Origin of the sequence: Roseburia sp. MSJ-14, assembly GCF_018918225.1 — a bacterium.
Taxonomy (GTDB): Bacteria; Bacillota; Clostridia; order Lachnospirales; family Lachnospiraceae; genus Petralouisia.
The window spans coordinates 190,276-207,932 of the sequence record NZ_JAHLQD010000050.1 but is presented as its reverse complement, the minus strand read 5'-3'; the positions used below and the strand labels follow the sequence as shown (position 1 = coordinate 207,932).

Annotated in this window: 16 protein-coding genes and 1 pseudogene; 16 read left to right on the top strand and 1 reads right to left on the bottom strand. The window is 38.0% G+C overall.

Features of this window, described 5'->3' with window-relative positions; translation table 11 throughout:
- The first annotated feature begins 3 nt into the window (after nucleotides 1-3).
- From KQI83_RS16985 to KQI83_RS14355, 9 genes and pseudogenes are all read left to right on the top strand, one after another.
- Complete coding sequence (locus tag KQI83_RS16985; RefSeq protein ID WP_256447819.1) at nucleotides 4-126, top strand: hypothetical protein; 123 nt, start codon at nucleotides 4-6, stop codon at nucleotides 124-126.
- Entirely contained in the window at nucleotides 123-1,271 is a 1,149-nt protein-coding gene (locus KQI83_RS14395) for an SGNH/GDSL hydrolase family protein (protein ID WP_216559800.1), read from the top strand. Before KQI83_RS16985 ends, KQI83_RS14395 begins: the two co-directional genes overlap by 4 nt.
- A 142-nt stretch (nucleotides 1,272-1,413) precedes the next feature.
- Complete coding sequence (locus tag KQI83_RS14390; protein WP_216559507.1) at nucleotides 1,414-2,235, top strand: undecaprenyl-diphosphate phosphatase; 822 nt, start codon at nucleotides 1,414-1,416, stop codon at nucleotides 2,233-2,235.
- Between the two features lie 100 nt (nucleotides 2,236-2,335).
- Entirely contained in the window at nucleotides 2,336-2,896 is a 561-nt protein-coding gene (pth, locus tag KQI83_RS14385; protein ID WP_216559798.1) for an aminoacyl-tRNA hydrolase, read from the top strand.
- Nucleotides 2,897-2,924: 28 nt separating this feature from the next.
- The gene (gene mfd, locus KQI83_RS14380; protein ID WP_216559505.1) at nucleotides 2,925-6,455 is read left to right on the top strand and encodes a transcription-repair coupling factor; all 3,531 of its coding nucleotides are present in this window, start codon (nucleotides 2,925-2,927) and stop codon (nucleotides 6,453-6,455) included.
- 108 nt (nucleotides 6,456-6,563) lie between these two features.
- On the top strand, nucleotides 6,564-7,637 hold the full coding sequence (locus KQI83_RS14375) for a peptidyl-prolyl cis-trans isomerase (protein ID WP_216559503.1): 1,074 nt from the start codon (nucleotides 6,564-6,566) through the stop codon (nucleotides 7,635-7,637).
- A 57-nt stretch (nucleotides 7,638-7,694) separates the two neighbouring features.
- Nucleotides 7,695-8,059 (top strand): annotated as a pseudogene (locus KQI83_RS14370) (methylated-DNA--[protein]-cysteine S-methyltransferase).
- Nucleotides 8,060-8,509: 450 nt separating this feature from the next.
- Nucleotides 8,510-8,881 carry an acyltransferase gene (locus tag KQI83_RS14360; RefSeq protein WP_216559500.1) on the top strand — a complete coding sequence of 124 codons (372 nt, stop codon included), beginning with the start codon at nucleotides 8,510-8,512 and terminating at the stop codon, nucleotides 8,879-8,881.
- A gap of 40 nt (nucleotides 8,882-8,921) precedes the next feature.
- On the top strand, nucleotides 8,922-10,268 hold the full coding sequence (locus KQI83_RS14355; protein WP_216559498.1) for an MATE family efflux transporter: 1,347 nt from the start codon (nucleotides 8,922-8,924) through the stop codon (nucleotides 10,266-10,268).
- A gap of 34 nt (nucleotides 10,269-10,302) precedes the next feature.
- On the opposite strand, the gene KQI83_RS14350 is transcribed toward KQI83_RS14355, so the two are convergent.
- Nucleotides 10,303-11,265 carry an RluA family pseudouridine synthase gene (locus tag KQI83_RS14350; RefSeq protein WP_216559496.1) on the bottom strand — a complete coding sequence of 321 codons (963 nt, stop codon included), beginning with the start codon at nucleotides 11,263-11,265 and terminating at the stop codon, nucleotides 10,303-10,305.
- A gap of 129 nt (nucleotides 11,266-11,394) precedes the next feature.
- Here KQI83_RS14350 and KQI83_RS14345 point away from each other — a divergent pair, with 129 nt between their 5' ends.
- From KQI83_RS14345 to KQI83_RS16980, 7 genes are all read left to right on the top strand, one after another.
- Complete coding sequence (locus tag KQI83_RS14345) at nucleotides 11,395-12,453, top strand: FAD:protein FMN transferase (protein ID WP_216559494.1); 1,059 nt, start codon at nucleotides 11,395-11,397, stop codon at nucleotides 12,451-12,453.
- A 12-nt stretch (nucleotides 12,454-12,465) separates the two neighbouring features.
- Nucleotides 12,466-12,840 (top strand): NusG domain II-containing protein, encoded by a 375-nt coding sequence (locus tag KQI83_RS14340; protein ID WP_216559492.1) that lies wholly within the window; start codon nucleotides 12,466-12,468, stop codon nucleotides 12,838-12,840.
- Nucleotides 12,841-12,874: 34 nt separating this feature from the next.
- A complete protein-coding gene (locus KQI83_RS14335) occupies nucleotides 12,875-13,381 on the top strand; it encodes a Gx transporter family protein (RefSeq protein ID WP_216559490.1) in 507 nt (168 codons plus the stop codon).
- Between the two features lie 212 nt (nucleotides 13,382-13,593).
- Nucleotides 13,594-15,228, top strand: coding sequence for a Na/Pi cotransporter family protein (locus tag KQI83_RS14330; RefSeq protein ID WP_216559488.1), 1,635 nt, complete (start codon nucleotides 13,594-13,596; stop codon nucleotides 15,226-15,228).
- Nucleotides 15,229-15,310: 82 nt separating this feature from the next.
- Nucleotides 15,311-16,393, top strand: coding sequence for a lysozyme inhibitor LprI family protein (locus tag KQI83_RS14325; protein ID WP_216559486.1), 1,083 nt, complete (start codon nucleotides 15,311-15,313; stop codon nucleotides 16,391-16,393).
- Between the two features lie 359 nt (nucleotides 16,394-16,752).
- Nucleotides 16,753-17,397, top strand: a complete 645-nt coding sequence (locus KQI83_RS14320; RefSeq protein ID WP_216559484.1) for a trimeric intracellular cation channel family protein — start codon at nucleotides 16,753-16,755, stop codon at nucleotides 17,395-17,397.
- Between the two features lie 119 nt (nucleotides 17,398-17,516).
- On the top strand, nucleotides 17,517-17,648 hold the full coding sequence (locus tag KQI83_RS16980) for a hypothetical protein (RefSeq protein WP_256447818.1): 132 nt from the start codon (nucleotides 17,517-17,519) through the stop codon (nucleotides 17,646-17,648).
- Nucleotides 17,649-17,657 lie beyond the last annotated feature (9 nt).

The following is a 17,657-nucleotide window of genomic DNA, read 5'->3' as shown; positions in this document are numbered from 1 at the left end:
TTTATGTATACACAAAATGGTTGTGGAACTCCAGGACATATTCGTATTCCAGAGGCAGAACAAATGTCAACAGAATTAGTAAATTATATAGAATCACTTGGAGAAAAAATCTGGAATGAGGAATAAAAGGAGAAAAACTTACCATTGGATTTTTAGGTGGTTCCATTACACAGGGAAGTTTATCGTCTACACCGGAAACCTGTTATGCATATCATGTGTATGAATGGTGGAAGAAAACCTTTCCTCAGGCAGAATTTACTTATGTAAATGCCGGAATCGGCGGAACCACATCTCAGTTTGGGGTAGCAAGAGTGGAAAGTGATTTGCTGGCATATCATCCGGATTTTGTAATTGTAGAGTTTAGCGTAAATGATGATAGTACAGAGCATTTTTGCGAAACCTATGAAGGATTAATCAGAAAAATATATGATTCGGAAGAAAAACCGGCAATGCTATTGGTTCACAATGTACGTTATGATGATGGCGGAAATGCACAGGTACAACATGGAAAGGTAGCAAGATATTATCATCTGCCTGCGGTAAGTATGCAAAGTACCATTTATCCCCGTGTAGTGTCAGGAGAGATTCCGAATAGAGAGATTACACCAGACGATTTACATCCAAATGACAAAGGACATGAGTTGGTGGCAGTTGTGATAACCTGGTTTTTAGAAAAAATACAAAAAAACGAAGAAAAGGTTTCTGATATTCCATTTGAAATGCCAGAACCGTTTACAATGAATCAGTATCAAAATTCGGTTCGCATGCAGAACAATAACTGTGATCCTATGTGTGAAGGATTTATTGCGGATAAGGAAGTGCAAAAACATATTACACAGTGTTTCCGTAAGGGATGGACTGCTACAGAAAAAGGTGCAAGAATTACTTTTGCAGTTGCAGGAACTTGTATCGGAGTACAATATCGCAAGTCTGTAAACAAACCGGCACCTATTGCGCAAATAGTTGTAGATGGAGACAGAGAACATGCAGTTACCCTAGATGCCAATTTTGAAGAAGAATGGGGTGATTGTCTGTACTTAGAAACCGTAGCAGAACATGTGAAAAATCGCATGCATAAGGTATTTAAGTTAGAAGTAGAAAAGAAAGCAACATTTGAACAGAAATATCCATTTATGCTGGTAAGCGTATTAGAAGGTGATGGACTGTTAAATGGCGAGTTGGTAAAGAAGGGAGACCATTTGATTCTTCCAGCCGGACTTGGAACAGTTGAAGTAGAAGGAAACTTAAAAGCAATCTGCTCTACTTTGTAAGAAAAACTTAAGAAAAATTTGAAGATATTTCTATTAAAAATCCGTTATAATGTGATATACTGTACAAGGCAGTGCAGTATACATGATTATAACGGATTTATCTTTATCTTGTTAAAAGATGATGAAATAGAAAGGAAAAAAGATGTTAGAGATTTTAAAAGCAGTAATCTACGGAATCGTAGAGGGCATTACAGAGTGGCTCCCGGTCAGCAGTACGGGACATATGATTTTACTAGAAGAAATTATGCCAATGGATGTATCCAAGGATTTTTGGAATATGTTTTTGGTAGTGGTACAGTTAGGTGCAATTTTAGCAGTGGTACTTTTGTTTTGGAATAAAATTTTTCCGTTTAAGCCTAAGGAAAAAGATGTGATAGATATGAAAATCATGAACCTGTGGGGAAAAATTTTAGTTGCCTGTGTACCTGCGGGAATAGTAGGTGTATTATTTGATGACTGGCTGGATGAACACCTGTATAATTACTGGGTAGTATCTATTATGTTGATGTTAGTAGGATTAGTGTTTATTATTGTGGAAAATCACAATAAAGGACATCGTGCAACCATGCGAAATACCAATGCCATCACATATCGTGCAGCAGCTATGATTGGTGTATTTCAGCTTATTGCGGCAGTTCTTCCGGGTACTTCCCGTTCCGGTGCAACCATTATCGGTGCATTGATGATTGGGGTATCTCGTACAGCAGCAGCAGAGTTTACATTCTATCTGGCAATTCCGGTTATGTTTGGAGCAAGCCTTTTGAAGCTTGTAAAATTCGGGCTTGCATTTAGTGGAATGGAATTGGGAATACTCTTAACAGGTATGATTGTTTCATTTGTAGTATCTGTGATTGTGATTCGTTTCTTAATGGGATATATCAAAAAGCACGACTTTAAAATATTCGGATGGTATCGTATTATATTAGGAGCCATTGTATTATTGTATTTTGGTGTAATCCGTTAATGACGTATTAAGGGCATAAGGAAGCATAGAATATAAGCGGAGTGCTGAGAAAATGATACAAGAATGGCTTAGAAGAAAGAAACAGAAAGAGGAAAAGATTATGTATGTAATTGCAGGCTTGGGAAATCCTACTGCAAAATATGAGAAAACAAGACATAACGTAGGATTTGATGTCATTGACCGGCTGGCAGAGAAATATAATATAAGGGTGTCTGATAACAGACAGAAGGCACTTTGTGGAACCGGAATCATAGAAGGAGAAAAAGTATTACTGGTAAAACCACAGACTTTTATGAATTTAAGTGGTGAAAGCATTGGTGCAATTCTTAACTTTTATAAAGTAGAACCGGAGACGAATCTCATTGTAATTTATGATGATATCAGTTTAGAACCGGGAAGACTTCGGATTCGTAAGAAAGGGAGTGCCGGAGGACATAATGGAATTAAAAATATCATTGCCCATACCGGAACACAGGAATTTTTACGAATCAAAGTAGGAGTTGGAGAAAAACCACAAGGCTGGGATTTGGCAGACTATGTGCTGGGACGTTTTTCCAAGGAAGACAGAGAAAAAGTAGAAGATGCGTTTGAACGTGCGGTAGAAGCAGTAAGCTATATGGTAAAAGGAGAAACAGATAAGGCAATGAATCTGTTTAACTAATAGGAACTTGAAGCTGAGGTAGAAAGAAATGGAAAGTTTTACAAAACCTCTATCAGGGTTAAAGGAATATGAAGAATTAAAAACAACACTTTCTAAAGAGAAAGGAATCATACAGGTTTCTGGATGCATTGATGTCCAGAAGCCTCATTTGATTTACAGCTTATCTAAGGAAAAAGAGAAAAAGCTCATTGTAACCTTTAATGAACAAAAGGCAAGGGAATTATACGATAATTATCGATTTTATGACAGAGAGGCAGTGTATTACCCTGCAAAAGACGTGTTGTTTTATCAGTCAGATATTCGCGGAAATGCCTTAACGGCAGAGCGTTTGCAGGCGGTGCGGGCAATTTTAGAAAATGAGCAGGTAACGATTATTACTACCTTCGATGCATTACTGGATCGAATTGCACCTATTACCAATATCAAAGAGGGAATTTTGGACTATACCGTGGGAGACTCCATGGATATGGAGAAAATGAAGGAAAAACTGGTACAGTTAGGATATGAGCGTAATTATCAGATTGAAGGTGCAGGACAATTCGCTGTCCGTGGTGGAATCCTGGATATTTTTCCACTAACGGAGGAAGTACCATATCGTATTGAGTTATGGGGAGATGAGATTGATTCTATTCGTAGTTTTGAGGTAGAAAGCCAACGTTCCATTGAAAATCTGGAAAGTGTGGAGATTTATCCGGCATGTGAAGTTGTGTTATCTAAAGAGCAGATAGCACAGGGATTAGAGAAAATTGAAACCGAAGCGGAAGAACTTTATGAGACATTCCGAAAGGAAATGAAAACAGAGGAAGCACATCGTATTCGTAAGACGTTAGATGCCTTAAAAGAAGAACTTACAGAGCTTGGACGAGTGGATAATTTAGACAGTTATCTTAGTTACTTTTTAGAGGAAACCGTGTCCTTTTTAGATTATTTTCCAAAGGAAAATATATTGATATTTTTGGATGAGCCTGCCCGTATTGCGGAAAAAGGACGAGTCGTAGAACAGGAATTTTCCGAAAGTATGAAGCATCGTCTGGAAAAGGGATATATTTTACCGGGACAAATGAATGCACTGTATACCGGGGCAGAAATTTTTGCCACATTAGAGCATCGGAAATGTGTGGCAGTGACAACCTTGGAAATGAAGGTCAATGAGCTGGAGATTAAGTATCGATACAATATCCAGACCAAGGCGGTAAATCCATATAATCGTAGTTTTGAAATACTTATTAAGGACTTACAGAGATATAAGAAAAATAAATACCGTGTGATTTTACTGTCAGGTTCGAAAACTCGTGCTACCCATTTAGCAGAAGATTTGCAAAATGAAGGACTCAGTTGCTTTTACAGCGAGGATTTTAATCACGAAGTGCAGCCGGGAGAAGTGATGGTTGCTTATGGAAAACTCAATAAAGGATTTGAATATCCGGACATTAAGTTTGTGGTGATTTCGGAAAGTGATATTTTCGGTGGCGAAAAGAAGCGTAAGAAGAAGCGAAAGATTTATGAGGGAGAGAAAATCCAAAGCTTTACAGACTTAAATGTGGGAGACTATGTGGTACATGAGCGGTACGGTGTGGGAATTTATCGAGGCATTGAAAAAGTCGAGATTCAAAAGACGGTAAAGGATTATATTAAGATTGAATACGATAAGGGCAGTACGCTGTATATTTTGGCAACTCAGTTAGAAGCAATTCAAAAGTATGCAGGAGCAGATGCAAAGAAGCCAAAGATTAACCGCCTAGACGGTCAGGAGTGGAATAAGACAAAGAGCAGGGTAAAAGGTGCAGTCAAAGAGATTGCCAAAGAACTGGTAGAGTTGTATGCTATTCGCCAGCAGACGGAAGGATTTCAGTACGGACCGGATACGGTATGGCAACGGGAGTTTGAAGAAATGTTCCCATTTGAGGAAACAGAAGACCAGGAACTTGCCATTGAAGCCACCAAAAAGGATATGGAGAGCACCAAGATTATGGATCGCCTCATTTGCGGTGATGTGGGATATGGCAAGACGGAAGTTGCCATACGAGCAGCATTTAAAGCAGTACAAGAGGGAAAGCAGGTAGTTTACCTTGTACCAACCACCATTTTGGCACAGCAGCATTACAATAACTTCGTACAGCGAATGAAAGATTTCCCGGTTCAGGTAGACTTGATGTGCCGTTTTTGTACCAATGGACAGATAAAAAAGACCGTAGAGGGCTTGAAAAAGGGAATGGTAGACATTGTAATTGGAACACATCGAGTACTTTCTAAGGATGTAGAATTCAAGGATTTGGGATTGCTGATTATTGACGAGGAGCAACGTTTTGGAGTTGCCCATAAGGAAAAAATCAAGCAGATAAAGAAAAATGTAGATGTGTTGACTTTAACAGCAACACCGATTCCAAGAACCCTTCATATGAGCCTCATTGGAATTCGAGACATGAGCGTATTAGAAGAACCACCTATGGACAGAATGCCGATTCAGACGTATGTTATGGAGTTTAACGAAGAAATTGTGCGAGAGGCAATTAACCGGGAATTAGCAAGAAATGGACAGGTGTACTATGTTTTTAACAGAGTAAATCAAATCGCAGAAGTGGCATCGAAAATTGCAGAGTTAGTACCGGAGGCAAACGTAGCCTTTGCCCATGGACAGATGAAAGAGCGCGAGTTAGAAGATATTATGTATCAGTTTATCAATGGAGAAATTGATGTACTGGTATCTACAACTATCATTGAAACAGGACTTGATATTTCCAATGTAAATACCATGATTATCCATGATGCGGATAATATGGGACTATCCCAGCTCTATCAGTTGCGGGGAAGAGTTGGTCGTTCCAATCGTACCGCATATGCCTTTTTGATGTATAAGCAAAATAAAATGTTAAAAGAGATTGCAGAAAAGCGTTTGTCTGCCATTAAAGAATTTACCGAATTGGGAAGCGGATTTAAGATAGCTATGCGAGACCTAGAAATCCGCGGAGCAGGAAACCTCTTAGGTGCAAAACAGCATGGGCATATGGAAGCGGTAGGATATGACTTGTACTGTAAGATGCTAAATGAAGCGGTTAAGACCTTGAAAGGAATTGAGACACCGGAACAGTTTGAAACAACCATAGAGTTAGATATGGATGCTTTTATTCCGCCAACCTATATACCAAACGAGTTCCAAAAGTTAGATATTTATAAACGAATTACCGGGATTGAAAACCAAGAGGAAAGTGAGGAAATGTTAGAAGAGCTCATTGACCGCTTTGGAGAACCACCTAAGTCCGTGGAAAATCTCCTTACGATTGCGCAGTTAAAGGCAAAGGCACATAGCTGTTACTATACGGAAATTAAGGAAAACGGAGATAAAATCAGATTTACCTTTTACCAGCAGGCAAAAATCAATCCGGTAAACATTGCACCAATGGCAGAAAAATACGAAGGGGCACTTCAGTTTATCCGAGATTCGAAAGCACCGTATTTTGAGTATGTAAGAACACATAATACCAGACAGAAAGGACGAAGTGCACTTGAGATAGCACAGCAAATACTGGAAGATACGAGAAACTTACTGTTAGAAAAGTGAAAAAACTGTTAAATCCCTGAAAAATAGTTGATACACAAAAGGAAAAGAACTATAATATCATCAGTATGTAAAAAGAAAGATTACGAAAGAAATACCTAGGAGGAAACTATGAAGGCAAAAAGATTACTGTCCCTGCTTTTGGCGGCAGCTATGGGAGCATCCGTATTGACAGGATGTAATGAAATTAAGGCGGATGCAGTGGGAGCCACCTTAAATGGAGAGGAAATCTCTCTTGGATTTATGAATTTTATGGCAAAATTCCAACAGGCAGTATATGATGGATATTTGGGTTCCATGTATGGAACAAGTGATTATTGGTCACAGGATATGAACGGAAATGGTTCCGATATGGAAACAACGGTAAAGGATCAGGTGGCTGAAAATATAGAGCTGTTGTATTTATTAGAAGATCATATGTCAGATTATGGCGTAGAGATTACAGATGATGAAATGTCAGCTATTGATGAAGCAGCTGATAAGTTTATGTCTGATAATAGTAAGGTAGCTATTGAGCAGATAGGAGCAACAAAGGAATATGTAAAAGAGATGCTTCGTTTAGATACCATTCAGACAAAAATGAATAATGCCATAGGAGCGGAAGTTGATACGGAAGTTTCGGATGAAGAAGCTGCGCAGAAGACTTTTAGTTATGTTAAGATTAGTAAAACATCCACGACGGATGCAGATGGAAAGACCGTTGAATATACAGATGAACAGAAAAAAGAATTAGAAAATACTGTAAATGAATATGCAAAAAAAGCACAGGCAGACTTTGACGGTGCAGCACAGGAAGCAGGATATACAGTATCCACTTATTCCTATGGTTCAGATGAAAGTAATTTTGCAAAAGATGTGATTGCAGCAGCAGACAGCATGCAGGTGGGAGACATCAGTGATGTATTAGAGGATGACAATAATTATTACATTATTCGTATGGATAGTACATTTGATGAACAGGCTACCGCAAATAAGAAGACTGAAATTGTAAAACAGAGAAAAACAGATCACTATAAAGAAGTATGTGATGGTTATAAAAAAGATGTTAAGTATGAAGTAAATAAATCAGAATGGAAAAAAGTAAAATTTGATGACTTATTTAGCATAAAGCAGGACGCACCAAGTAGTACAAATAGTACCACTGGTACGGACAATACAAGTAGTACAGATACAACACAGAATTAGGAAAATAAGGGGCTGTCGGAAGACAGCCCTTTGTTTACACCAGTAGTGAGGAAAATTATGGAATACATACATCATTATGATTCCCCTTTTGGTGGAATTACGCTTGCCAGTAATGGTGAAGAACTCATTGGATTATGGTTTGATGGACAAAAGTATTTTGCAGATACACTGTTAAAGGAATATGAAGAAAAAAGTCTTCCCATATTTGAAGAAACAGACCAATGGCTGGATATTTATTTTAGCGGAAAAGAGCCGTTGGACATAATTCAATATCTATTATTATTCCTTGCCATAGAGTAGTGGGAACCAATGGAAGTTTGACAGGGTATGCAGGAGGAATGGAGAAGAAAGAAAAACTCCTTACTTTAGAAAAAGTAAATATGTCCAAGTTTTTTGTTCCAAACCAGAAAGGGATAGAATAGAACTTTGAAACCAGGAAAGGTATCATTTCAACTGTGAGGTGATATCTCTTTTATATCAAAGAAAATAATGAAGAAAAATATTGGAGCACAGTTAGCATTATATCAATCAGGGAATTAATATAGTAGATGAGTCATGGTTGCAGGAAGCGGATTGTATGGGGGTATCAGTGTTGTTTGAGTTCCTACCTATGAGTATTTTTTAGCAGGAGATAAAATAGGTGATGGTGCTAAGATGAATAAATAAGGAATTTTACTAACAAAAATTTTATCTTTGTGGTATGATGTACTGCGGATGGAAGAATAAGTACCATAAAGAAAGAAGGTTTTTTATGCCGGCAGGATCAGTGGAAAGAACCAATGCAAGAAAAGATTAACCTATGTGGCAGTAAAAAAGTTGCTTGAAAACGGATAGAAGAATTGGAAGCAACCTGGATTGGAGAAGGAAGCATTGTGAGACAGGGCGTACACATTATTATGGGCGACCGTGTTAAAATAGGAAACCATGTTTCCGTTATGTATAATTTTGTCTGCATGTCCAGAGGTGGCGTAATCATTGAAGATGATGTAAGTATTGCGGCAAATATACAGATACTTACAAACAACCACGATGAAAAACAACATCGAATTCTTTTATGTAAACCGGTAGTAATAAAGAAAAATGCCTGGATTGGTGCAGGTGTAACAATTTTACAGGGTGTGACAATTGGTGAGAATGCAATCGTAGGTGCGGCTGCCGTTGTAACAAAGGACGTTCCTGCAAATACTATTGTAGTAGGAAATCCGGCGAGAATTGTCCGCAAAGTAGAACTGGATAACAAGTAAAGGTTAATAATTAGTAGATAAAAGAGGCATGTGAAGTATTATGAGTACAACAAGTAAAAAAACAATGGATATGACCCAGGGTTCATTATGGAATAAAATTCTTATATTTGCGCTTCCGCTTGCGGCAAGCAGTATCTTACAACAGTTGTTTAATTCTGTAGACACAGCGGTGGTGGGGCGTTTTGCAAGCAGCCAGGCATTGGCAGCAGTAGGAAGTAACAGTTCCTTAATATCATTATTGATTAACTTATTTATCGGAATATCTCTTGGGTCAAATGTTGTAATAGCACACTATATTGGACAAAAATCAGAGGAAAATATCCATGCAGCGATTCATACAGCAATTGTTGTAGCCATGATAAGTGGTGTATTTGTCATGATATTTGGACAATTTATCGCAAGACCGGTATTGTTATTAATGGGAACACCAGAGGATGTGATTCAGCTGGCAGTATTGTATTTGCGAATTTATTTACTTGGTATGCCCTTTATCATGTTATATGATTTTGGTTCATCCATTCTTAGAAGTACCGGTGACAGCAGACGTCCGCTCTATAGCCTTATTGTTGCCGGAGTAGTTAATACGATTTTAAATCTGATACTTGTAATCGGATTTAAGCTAAGTGTTGCCGGTGTAGCAATTGCTACCGTGATATCAAATATGGTAAGTTCCGGGATTGTGATGTATATACTTCTTCATGAGTCAGAGCCAATCAGACTGGAGTTACGAAAACTTACGATTGTACCAATAGAATTAAAAAAGATTTTGAGTATTGGAATTCCGGCAGGATTACAGGGAATGATGTTTTCCATTGCCAATGTTTGCATACAAAGTACCATTAACAGTTTTGGTTCCAATGCTATTGCCGGTTCTGCGGCAGCGTTGAACTTTGAGTTTTTTGCATATTTTCTGGTAAATGCATTTGCACAGGCAGCGGTTACATTTACCAGTCAAAACTATGGGGCAGGAGAGCCGGAAAGATGTAAGAAAATTTTTAGAATATCTATGGTATTTTCTTTGGTGTCCTGTGGACTTCTCTCAGGTATTTTTGTTTTAGGCAGGGGATTTTTCCTGCGCATCTATACCACAGACCAGGCGGTGCTGGAATTTGCAACACAGCGACTTTTGATTGCGACTACACTGGAGTTACTTACTTCTGTATATGAAATCAGTGCAGGAGCAATGCGAGGATTGGGACATTCTCTGTTGCCTGCAATTATAACATTTGTAGGTTCCTGTGTGTTACGACTTGTGTGGATATCTACCGCATGCCGCATGGTTCACGAATTCTGGGTATTACTTATTATCTATCCGATTTCCTGGGTAGTAACAGGAATTGCCATGATGATTGCGTATGGCTGTATTAGAAAAAAATGTTTTCAATAGGAATTATTCCATTTAGAAAAAAGTAGTCTTATAATTACTGAAACTCTTCATAAGTAAAGGACATATTTTTAATTAAGAAATTTGTCATATCATCCGGAAGCTTTTGTGTAAAACACAAAGGCTTTTTTGTAATTGGGTGGATAAACTCCAGTTTGGCAGAGTGGAGTGCCTGACGTTTTAAAATGCGTGTGTCTTGTGAAACATCAGATAAAGTGGCAACATAAGAAGCCTCTTTGGAATTATACAGACTATCACCTACCAATGGACACTTCATATATTTCATATGAACACGAATCTGGTGTGTACGTCCGGTTTCCAGTTTAAGAGATACGAAGGCATAACCGTTTTCTCTGCCAAGTACCTGATACTGAGTGATAGCACGGTCACCATTGATAAAGTCTATGGTGCGTTCAATGGTAGAGCCTTCTTTTCGCCCAATAGGAGCATAGACAATTCCCATATCCGGCAGGTATTTGTCCTGAACAATGGCAAGATATTCGCGATGAATCTCTCGTTCTGCCACCATTTGAGATAAGATATTGGCACTTACCATATGTTTTGCAATAATGGTAAGTCCGGAGGTATTTCGGTCAAGGCGATTGATGCAACGAAATACAAAGGGAATATTTTGTTTATGATAATACCAGGCAACGGCGTTGGCGAGTGTATTTTCATAATTTCCCATAGAAGGGTGAATTGGCATATCCGCAGGCTTATTCACCACCAGTAGGTCTTCATCCTCGTAGATAATGTCCAAGGGAAGTTCCACGGGAACAATTTTCTGAGAAGATGCAGTTTCTTCCATGCAGACTTTCAGAGTATCCAATGGTTGTAAAGAATAATTTACATGTTTCCAGACACCGTTTACCAGAATACTTTCCGGCATTTTTTTTAAATCAATGATATTTTGATTGGAAAATCCCTGTTCCTTTAGAAAATATTCAATATTATGCCCTGCGTCGGCAGAAGTGATTTGATAAGTAAAGGTACGCTTCATTGGATTAAGAATTCCTTTCATGATTTGGCTAGAATATAGCATAGCAAAGGGGAAAATACAAGCACTTGTATGAAAAATGGTTTTTTAGTATAATAAAAGGTATTGGAAATAAGCATATTGGAGAAGAAAATGAAGAAAAAATATCAGGCACTTATACTGGGAATTGTAGTGATTATTTTTGCGGGAATTTTACTTTGGCACGGAAAAAATACAACAAAAACGGAACGTTTTGAGGCACAGTTTACCGATGTATTCGATACTGTGACAAATATTATTGGCTATGGCGAGAGTCAGGAGACATTTACCCAACAGGTGAGTGAATTAAAGGAGCAGTTTGATTATTATAATCAGTTATATGATATTTATAACGATTATGATGGAGTAAATAATATAAAAACCATCAATGACAATGCAGGGAAAGAACCGGTAAAAGTAGCACCGGAAATTATAGATTTACTAAAGCTGGGAAAAGAAGCATATGTAGAAACCAACGGACAGGTAAATATTGCTTATGGCAGTGTATTAAGTCTGTGGCATGATTATCGGGAAGCAGGTTTAAATAATCCAACTAAGGCAGAATTGCCGCCTATGGAAGAAATTGAAGCAAAAGCGGCACATACAGATATTAATCAGTTAATCATCGATGAAGAAGCCTCTACGGTATATCTGGCGGATGCAGAAATGTCTTTAGATGTGGGAAGCATTGGAAAAGGATATGCAGTACAAAAAGTGGCAGATTATGCAAAGGCACACAATATGAATCATCTTTTAATTAGCGCAGGGGGAAATGTTTGCGTAGTAGGAGCGAAGGAAGATGGTGAGGGCTGGAGCGTAGGAGTGCAGAATCCGGATTTGAGCAGTGATAAGGAGTATGTACAAAAGGTAAAATTGCAGGATATGTCCATTGTAACCAGCGGAAATTATCAAAGATATTATGAAGTGGCTGGAAAACGTTATTGTCATATTATTGACCCCGATACCATGATGCCGGCAGAACATATGGCATCTGTTTCTGTGATTATGAAGGATTCGGGGAAGGCAGATGCCATGTCTACTGCATTGTTTAATATGGACTATGAAGAAGGAAAGGCATTGGTAGAATCCATGGATGGAGTTGAGGCAATGTGGATACTTGAGGATGGAAGTATTCAGTATTCCAGTGGATTTTCCAAATATCTGGCAAAATAATAGGAGCATAGAATGAAAAAAAATGATGTAATCATGATTGGAATAATCGTAGTAATTGCACTGGTGGCATTGTGTTTGGTAAATCTCTACGGAAAATGGAATACCAAGGATGCGCAGGCGGTAGTAACGATTGATGGAACAGAGTATGGAAGATATCCGTTGTCAGAGGACAGAACCGTAAAAATAGAATCCGAAAATAACGGATATAATTTATTGATTATTGAAAAGGGGGATGCGAGAATTGAAGAGGCATCCTGCCCGGATAAAATTTGTATACGTCATAAACCAATTGATAAGACAGGAGAAACATTGGTGTGTCTGCCCAATAAAGTAGTGGTTGAGATTGAAAATGGTGAAGAAGCAGATGTAGATGCATCCACCAATTAGACAATAGAGAAAGACAATAGAGAAGGGAACAATTATGGCAAAAAAGACAGCATATATGGGAATGTTAGTAGCGTTAGCATTTATTTTTTCGTATATTGAATCTTTGATTCCGATTAACGTAGGAATTCCGGGAATTAAGATAGGACTGGCTAACATGGTAACCATTGTAACGTTATATACGATAGGAGTAGTTCCGGCAGTTGTGTTATCCCTTGTGCGAATTGTATTGACGGGATTTACCTTTGGAAATCTGGCAATGATGATGTATAGTCTCGGAGGTGGTATGCTAAGCCTGTTGGTAATGGTAATCGCACGAAAGACAAAGCTATTTTCCATTACAGGGGTCAGTGTACTTGGTGCAGTATTTCACAATATAGGACAGATTATAGTGGCAGCAATTGTAGTAGAAAACAGCAGTTTGTTTTATTATCTTCCGGTACTCCTTGTTTCCGGTGTGGTTTTTGGTGTGGTTATTGGCATGGTAGGAGCTGTTTTGGTGAAACGATTGTCAGGGTTCATACAAAAACAGGATATATTTTAGACGCTAAGAAAGCGTTAAGACATTGCTCAAAAAGTGTTAAGGAAAGTCTGTTTAGATTGACGGTAAATAAAATAGTTGGTATGCTCGTAGCAGTATAAGAAAAGGAGTTTCGTATGGGAAGCTCCTTTTTATAACGTAAATACGAAAAGTATAAGAAAAAATAACTGTTTTTATGACAGAATGTAAAGGTACACAGGAAGGAAGAAAAAGCAATGGAAATGACGCATATATTGGAATTATTAGGCGGATTAGCACTGTTTTTATACGGTATGCAGATGATGAGTCAGGGGTTAGAAGCGGCTGCCGGAAATAAAATGAAGCAAATTTTAGAAAAACTGACAGCGAATCGTTTTTTAGGAGTAGCCGTAGGAGCCGGAATTACAGCAATTATACAATCATCGTCGGCAACAACGGTGATGGTAGTGGGATTTGTAAATTCCGGTATGATGACGTTGCAGCAGGCAGTATGGATTATTATGGGTGCCAATATTGGTACTACCATAACCGGACAGTTGATAGCACTGGATGTAGGTGCAATTGCCCCCTTGTTTGCTTTTGCCGGTGTGGTGATGATTTTGTTTTTTAAAAAACAAAAATATACATATTTTGGACAGATTTTAGCAGGACTTGGAGTGCTGTTTATCGGAATGGGAATGATGAGTGGTTCCATGACACCATTGCAGCAGTCAGATAGCTTTATTCATTTGATGACTACATTTTCCAATCCTGTATTTGGAATACTTGCAGGTGCAGTATTTACAGCCATAATACAATCATCATCAGCATCAGTGGGAATTTTACAGGCACTTGCAGTAAGCGGATTAATAGGACTGGACGGAGCGGTATATGTATTGTTTGGACAGAATATTGGTACATGTATTACAGCGGTTTTGGCATCCATAGGAACCAATCGAAATGCGAAACGTACTACATTGATACATCTTATGTTTAATGTAATCGGAACAGTGATTTTTACCATATTGTGCATGGTAACGCCATTGGTGTCCTTTATGGAAAGTGTAACTTCTAATCCGGCAGCACAGATTGCCAATGTGCATACCTTGTTTAATATTGTAACAACACTCATACTACTTCCGGCAGGAAATGGACTGGCAGGATTAGCAAAGAAGATTTTACCAGAACGTCCGGAGGAGGGAAATCAGGAGTTACATTTGGAGTATTTGCATCCACTGGGAAAATCAGCAGAGCGTACCATTGGTGTGGCTGCAATTTATACCAATCAGTTGGCACAAGAGGTATATCGTATGCTGGAAATGGCGCAGGAAAATGTGGATAGAGCATTTTGGGCATTTCGTACCGGAGATGTAGAACAGGTGCCGGAGGTATGTAAAACAGAAGATTACATTGATTATTTGAATAAAGAAATCTCACATTACATTTCCAGAACGATTGTAAATGAAGCAAATGAAGAAGAAACTTATAATGCCAGTCAGTATTTTAAAATGGTTGGAAACATCGAACGAATTGGAGACCATGCACTTAACATTGCCGAATATACGGAAAAGTTAGAAGAAAATCATATTGTTTTTTCGGAAAAGGCACAGGTAGAAATGGAACATATGGAGCAGGTACTTCGTGTATTGTTTGAAACCTTGGGAAATGAAAAACGGGGAACCGGGGAATGGATGATGCGTATTGCACAGATGGAACAGAGCATAGATGACATGACATTTCAATACCGGGAACAGCTTATGGAACGTATGCGCTTGGGAGAATGTGCAGAAGAAGCATGTATCATCTATTCCGAGATGTTAACTGACTTTGAACGAATAGGGGATCATGCATTGAATATTGCACAGGAAATGGAAAAAATAGCAAAACAATAAAATTATTACTATTATTTCTATTTGAAAAGTGTTAATATGATTAACGTAACAATTATTTCAAAAGAGAGAGGAGCAAATAGTTATGATGAAGGCGAACAAAAAGTTACGAAAATTAATGCTTATGTTGGGATTAAGCGGAGTTCTCATAGGAACCATGACAGCATGTGGCAACAAAGAAACAACTCAGAATACTTCCGATGTAAAGAAAAAGGACAGTAAAGAGAAGAAGACACTTGATAATTCAAAAAAAGTAGTCAAAGAAGAGGAAAAAGAAGAACCGGAGGAAACAGAGTTTTCCTATGAAGATCTGGAAGATGTGGAATTTTGTTTCACCAGTGGAGCAGGTGGATGGAGTACTACATTACAAGTAGAAGCAGATGGAAGTTTTTCCGGATTATATAATGATTCAGATATGGGTGATGCAGGAGATGATTATCCGGATGGAACACGTTATGTTTCACAGTTTTCCGGACAGTTTGGAAAATTAAAAAAGGTAAATGATTATACTTATTCGGCTAAAATCGAAAGTATTGAGTTAGAACAAGAACCTGATACGGAAGAATATGCAGATGATGTTAAGTATGTGTACAGTGAGCCATATGGAATTGACGGCGCAAAGGAGATTCTTTTCTACTTAAAAGGTGCACCAATTGATGAACTGCCGGAAGGATATTTATCATGGGTGAAATATAATTATGATATAGATGCAGAAACAGAGCTTCCTTTTTATGGTTTATATAATGAGGCAGAAGAAAATGGATTTGTAGGAGAAGATGCTTCTTTATATGATGATAATGAGACACAAGATAATTTATCTGAAATTGATAAAGAGCTAGAAGAAGTAGAACAACGAGCAAAAGAAATTGAGGATAGATTAGACCAAGCATACGCACAGGTGGACTTGAACGAGGCATCAGCAGAAGAATATGAATTATGGGATGATGAACTTAACCAAATATGGGCACGTTTAAAAGAAACCTTGGATGAGGACACTATGAAAAAGTTGACCGAAGAAGAACGTCAATGGGTTGCAGAAAAGGAAGCGGCAATAAAAGAGGCTGGAGCAGAATGTGAAGGAGGCTCTATGCAACCGATGTTAGAGAACCTGAAGGGAGCAGAGTTAACCAGAGAACGTGTCTATGAATTAGCAGATATGTTGAAATAATAGAAAAAGAAAATACGAGAAGAAAAGTCTGTAAATTAAGATTTTCTGCGAAATAATTGGGTGGAAGGCTCTTGCATGAGCTTTCCACCCTTGTTTACACCATAGCGATGAAAGTGCGTTCTAAATACATAGCAGTATTGCATTGGAAATGCATTTAGAAAACGCATATAAAGAGTTTATCTATAGAGGGTAATGATACCCAAGAACCTTAGAAAAATATGCTTTTCATTTATTTTAGCATGTTTTTTGAAGATTCACAATCACGATTTTTACAAAATATAATATGTTGACGAATGGTGGGAACTTCAATATAATTCATATAACTATAATTATTAAGAAAAATCTATGAGGTAGAACAGATGACACTTTCATTTATTTTCTGGATGGATATTATTGGAACCATAGCATTTGCAATATCCGGGGCAATGGTTGCGGTAAAAAAAGGAATGGATATTTTTGGTGTAAATATTTTAGCCATTACCACAGCAGTTGGAGGGGGAATGTTGCGGGATATTCTAATTGGAGATGTACCACCGGAAATGTTTCAAAATCCCATCTATACATTGATGGCGGTAATCGTGGCAAACATTGTGTTTTTGTGCGCATATTGGAATAAGAAAAATATAAAGAGCAGTTATGTAAATATTTATGAAAAACTATTATTTCTATTTGATGCATTAGGTTTGGGAGCATTTACGGTAGATGGCGTAAATGCAGGAATGCAGTCAGAATTTCGTGAGAATATTTTCCTGGTAGTTTTTCTTGGTGTAATTACAGGAGTAGGCGGCGGAGTATTGCGAGACATGATGGCAAATGAGTTGCCATATATTTTTGTAAAACATATTTATGCCTGTGCATCTATTTTGGGGGCTATTGCAACTGCATATGTATGGGAAATTTTAGGACAAAATGGTGCAATGATTACAGGATTTGTCATCACCATTTTGATTCGTTTTTTGGCGGCGCATTATAAGTGGGATTTGCCGCGTATTGTGCGTAAATAGGGCATCTCAAGTACTGCTTTAGTTCAATTCAATTACTGCTTGCTGTTGTTTTTTTATCTATTTTGCTAGGATGAAGTTGTAGCAGAAAGGAGAAAAACACAGTGAAAAGGAGGAGAAAAATGAACAGGCAGAAACAGGAAAGAAAAAGAACTTATTGGTATCAGGAAGAAGAGAAAAAGGCAACTCAGGTTATGGAACAACAGACCATGCAGTTACAATTATTAAGTAGTCAGTTACGCAATTTGAGATAAGAAAAGAGG

Coding starts and splice junctions, on each gene's coding strand:
- KQI83_RS14390 (WP_216559507.1), top strand. CDS start 1,414: ATGTTAGAGATTTTAAAAGCAGTAATCTACGGAATCGTAGAGGGCATT.
- KQI83_RS14350 (WP_216559496.1), bottom strand. CDS start 11,265: ATGAAGCGTACCTTTACTTATCAAATCACTTCTGCCGACGCAGGGCAT.
- mfd (WP_216559505.1), top strand. CDS start 2,925: ATGGAAAGTTTTACAAAACCTCTATCAGGGTTAAAGGAATATGAAGAA.
- KQI83_RS14330 (WP_216559488.1), top strand. CDS start 13,594: ATGGAAATGACGCATATATTGGAATTATTAGGCGGATTAGCACTGTTT.
- KQI83_RS14355 (WP_216559498.1), top strand. CDS start 8,922: ATGAGTACAACAAGTAAAAAAACAATGGATATGACCCAGGGTTCATTA.
- KQI83_RS16985 (WP_256447819.1), top strand. CDS start 4: ATGTATACACAAAATGGTTGTGGAACTCCAGGACATATTCGTATTCCA.
- KQI83_RS16980 (WP_256447818.1), top strand. CDS start 17,517: ATGAACAGGCAGAAACAGGAAAGAAAAAGAACTTATTGGTATCAGGAA.
- KQI83_RS14325 (WP_216559486.1), top strand. CDS start 15,311: ATGATGAAGGCGAACAAAAAGTTACGAAAATTAATGCTTATGTTGGGA.
- pth (WP_216559798.1), top strand. CDS start 2,336: ATGTATGTAATTGCAGGCTTGGGAAATCCTACTGCAAAATATGAGAAA.
- KQI83_RS14340 (WP_216559492.1), top strand. CDS start 12,466: ATGAAAAAAAATGATGTAATCATGATTGGAATAATCGTAGTAATTGCA.
- KQI83_RS14345 (WP_216559494.1), top strand. CDS start 11,395: ATGAAGAAAAAATATCAGGCACTTATACTGGGAATTGTAGTGATTATT.
- KQI83_RS14320 (WP_216559484.1), top strand. CDS start 16,753: ATGACACTTTCATTTATTTTCTGGATGGATATTATTGGAACCATAGCA.
- KQI83_RS14375 (WP_216559503.1), top strand. CDS start 6,564: ATGAAGGCAAAAAGATTACTGTCCCTGCTTTTGGCGGCAGCTATGGGA.
- KQI83_RS14335 (WP_216559490.1), top strand. CDS start 12,875: ATGGCAAAAAAGACAGCATATATGGGAATGTTAGTAGCGTTAGCATTT.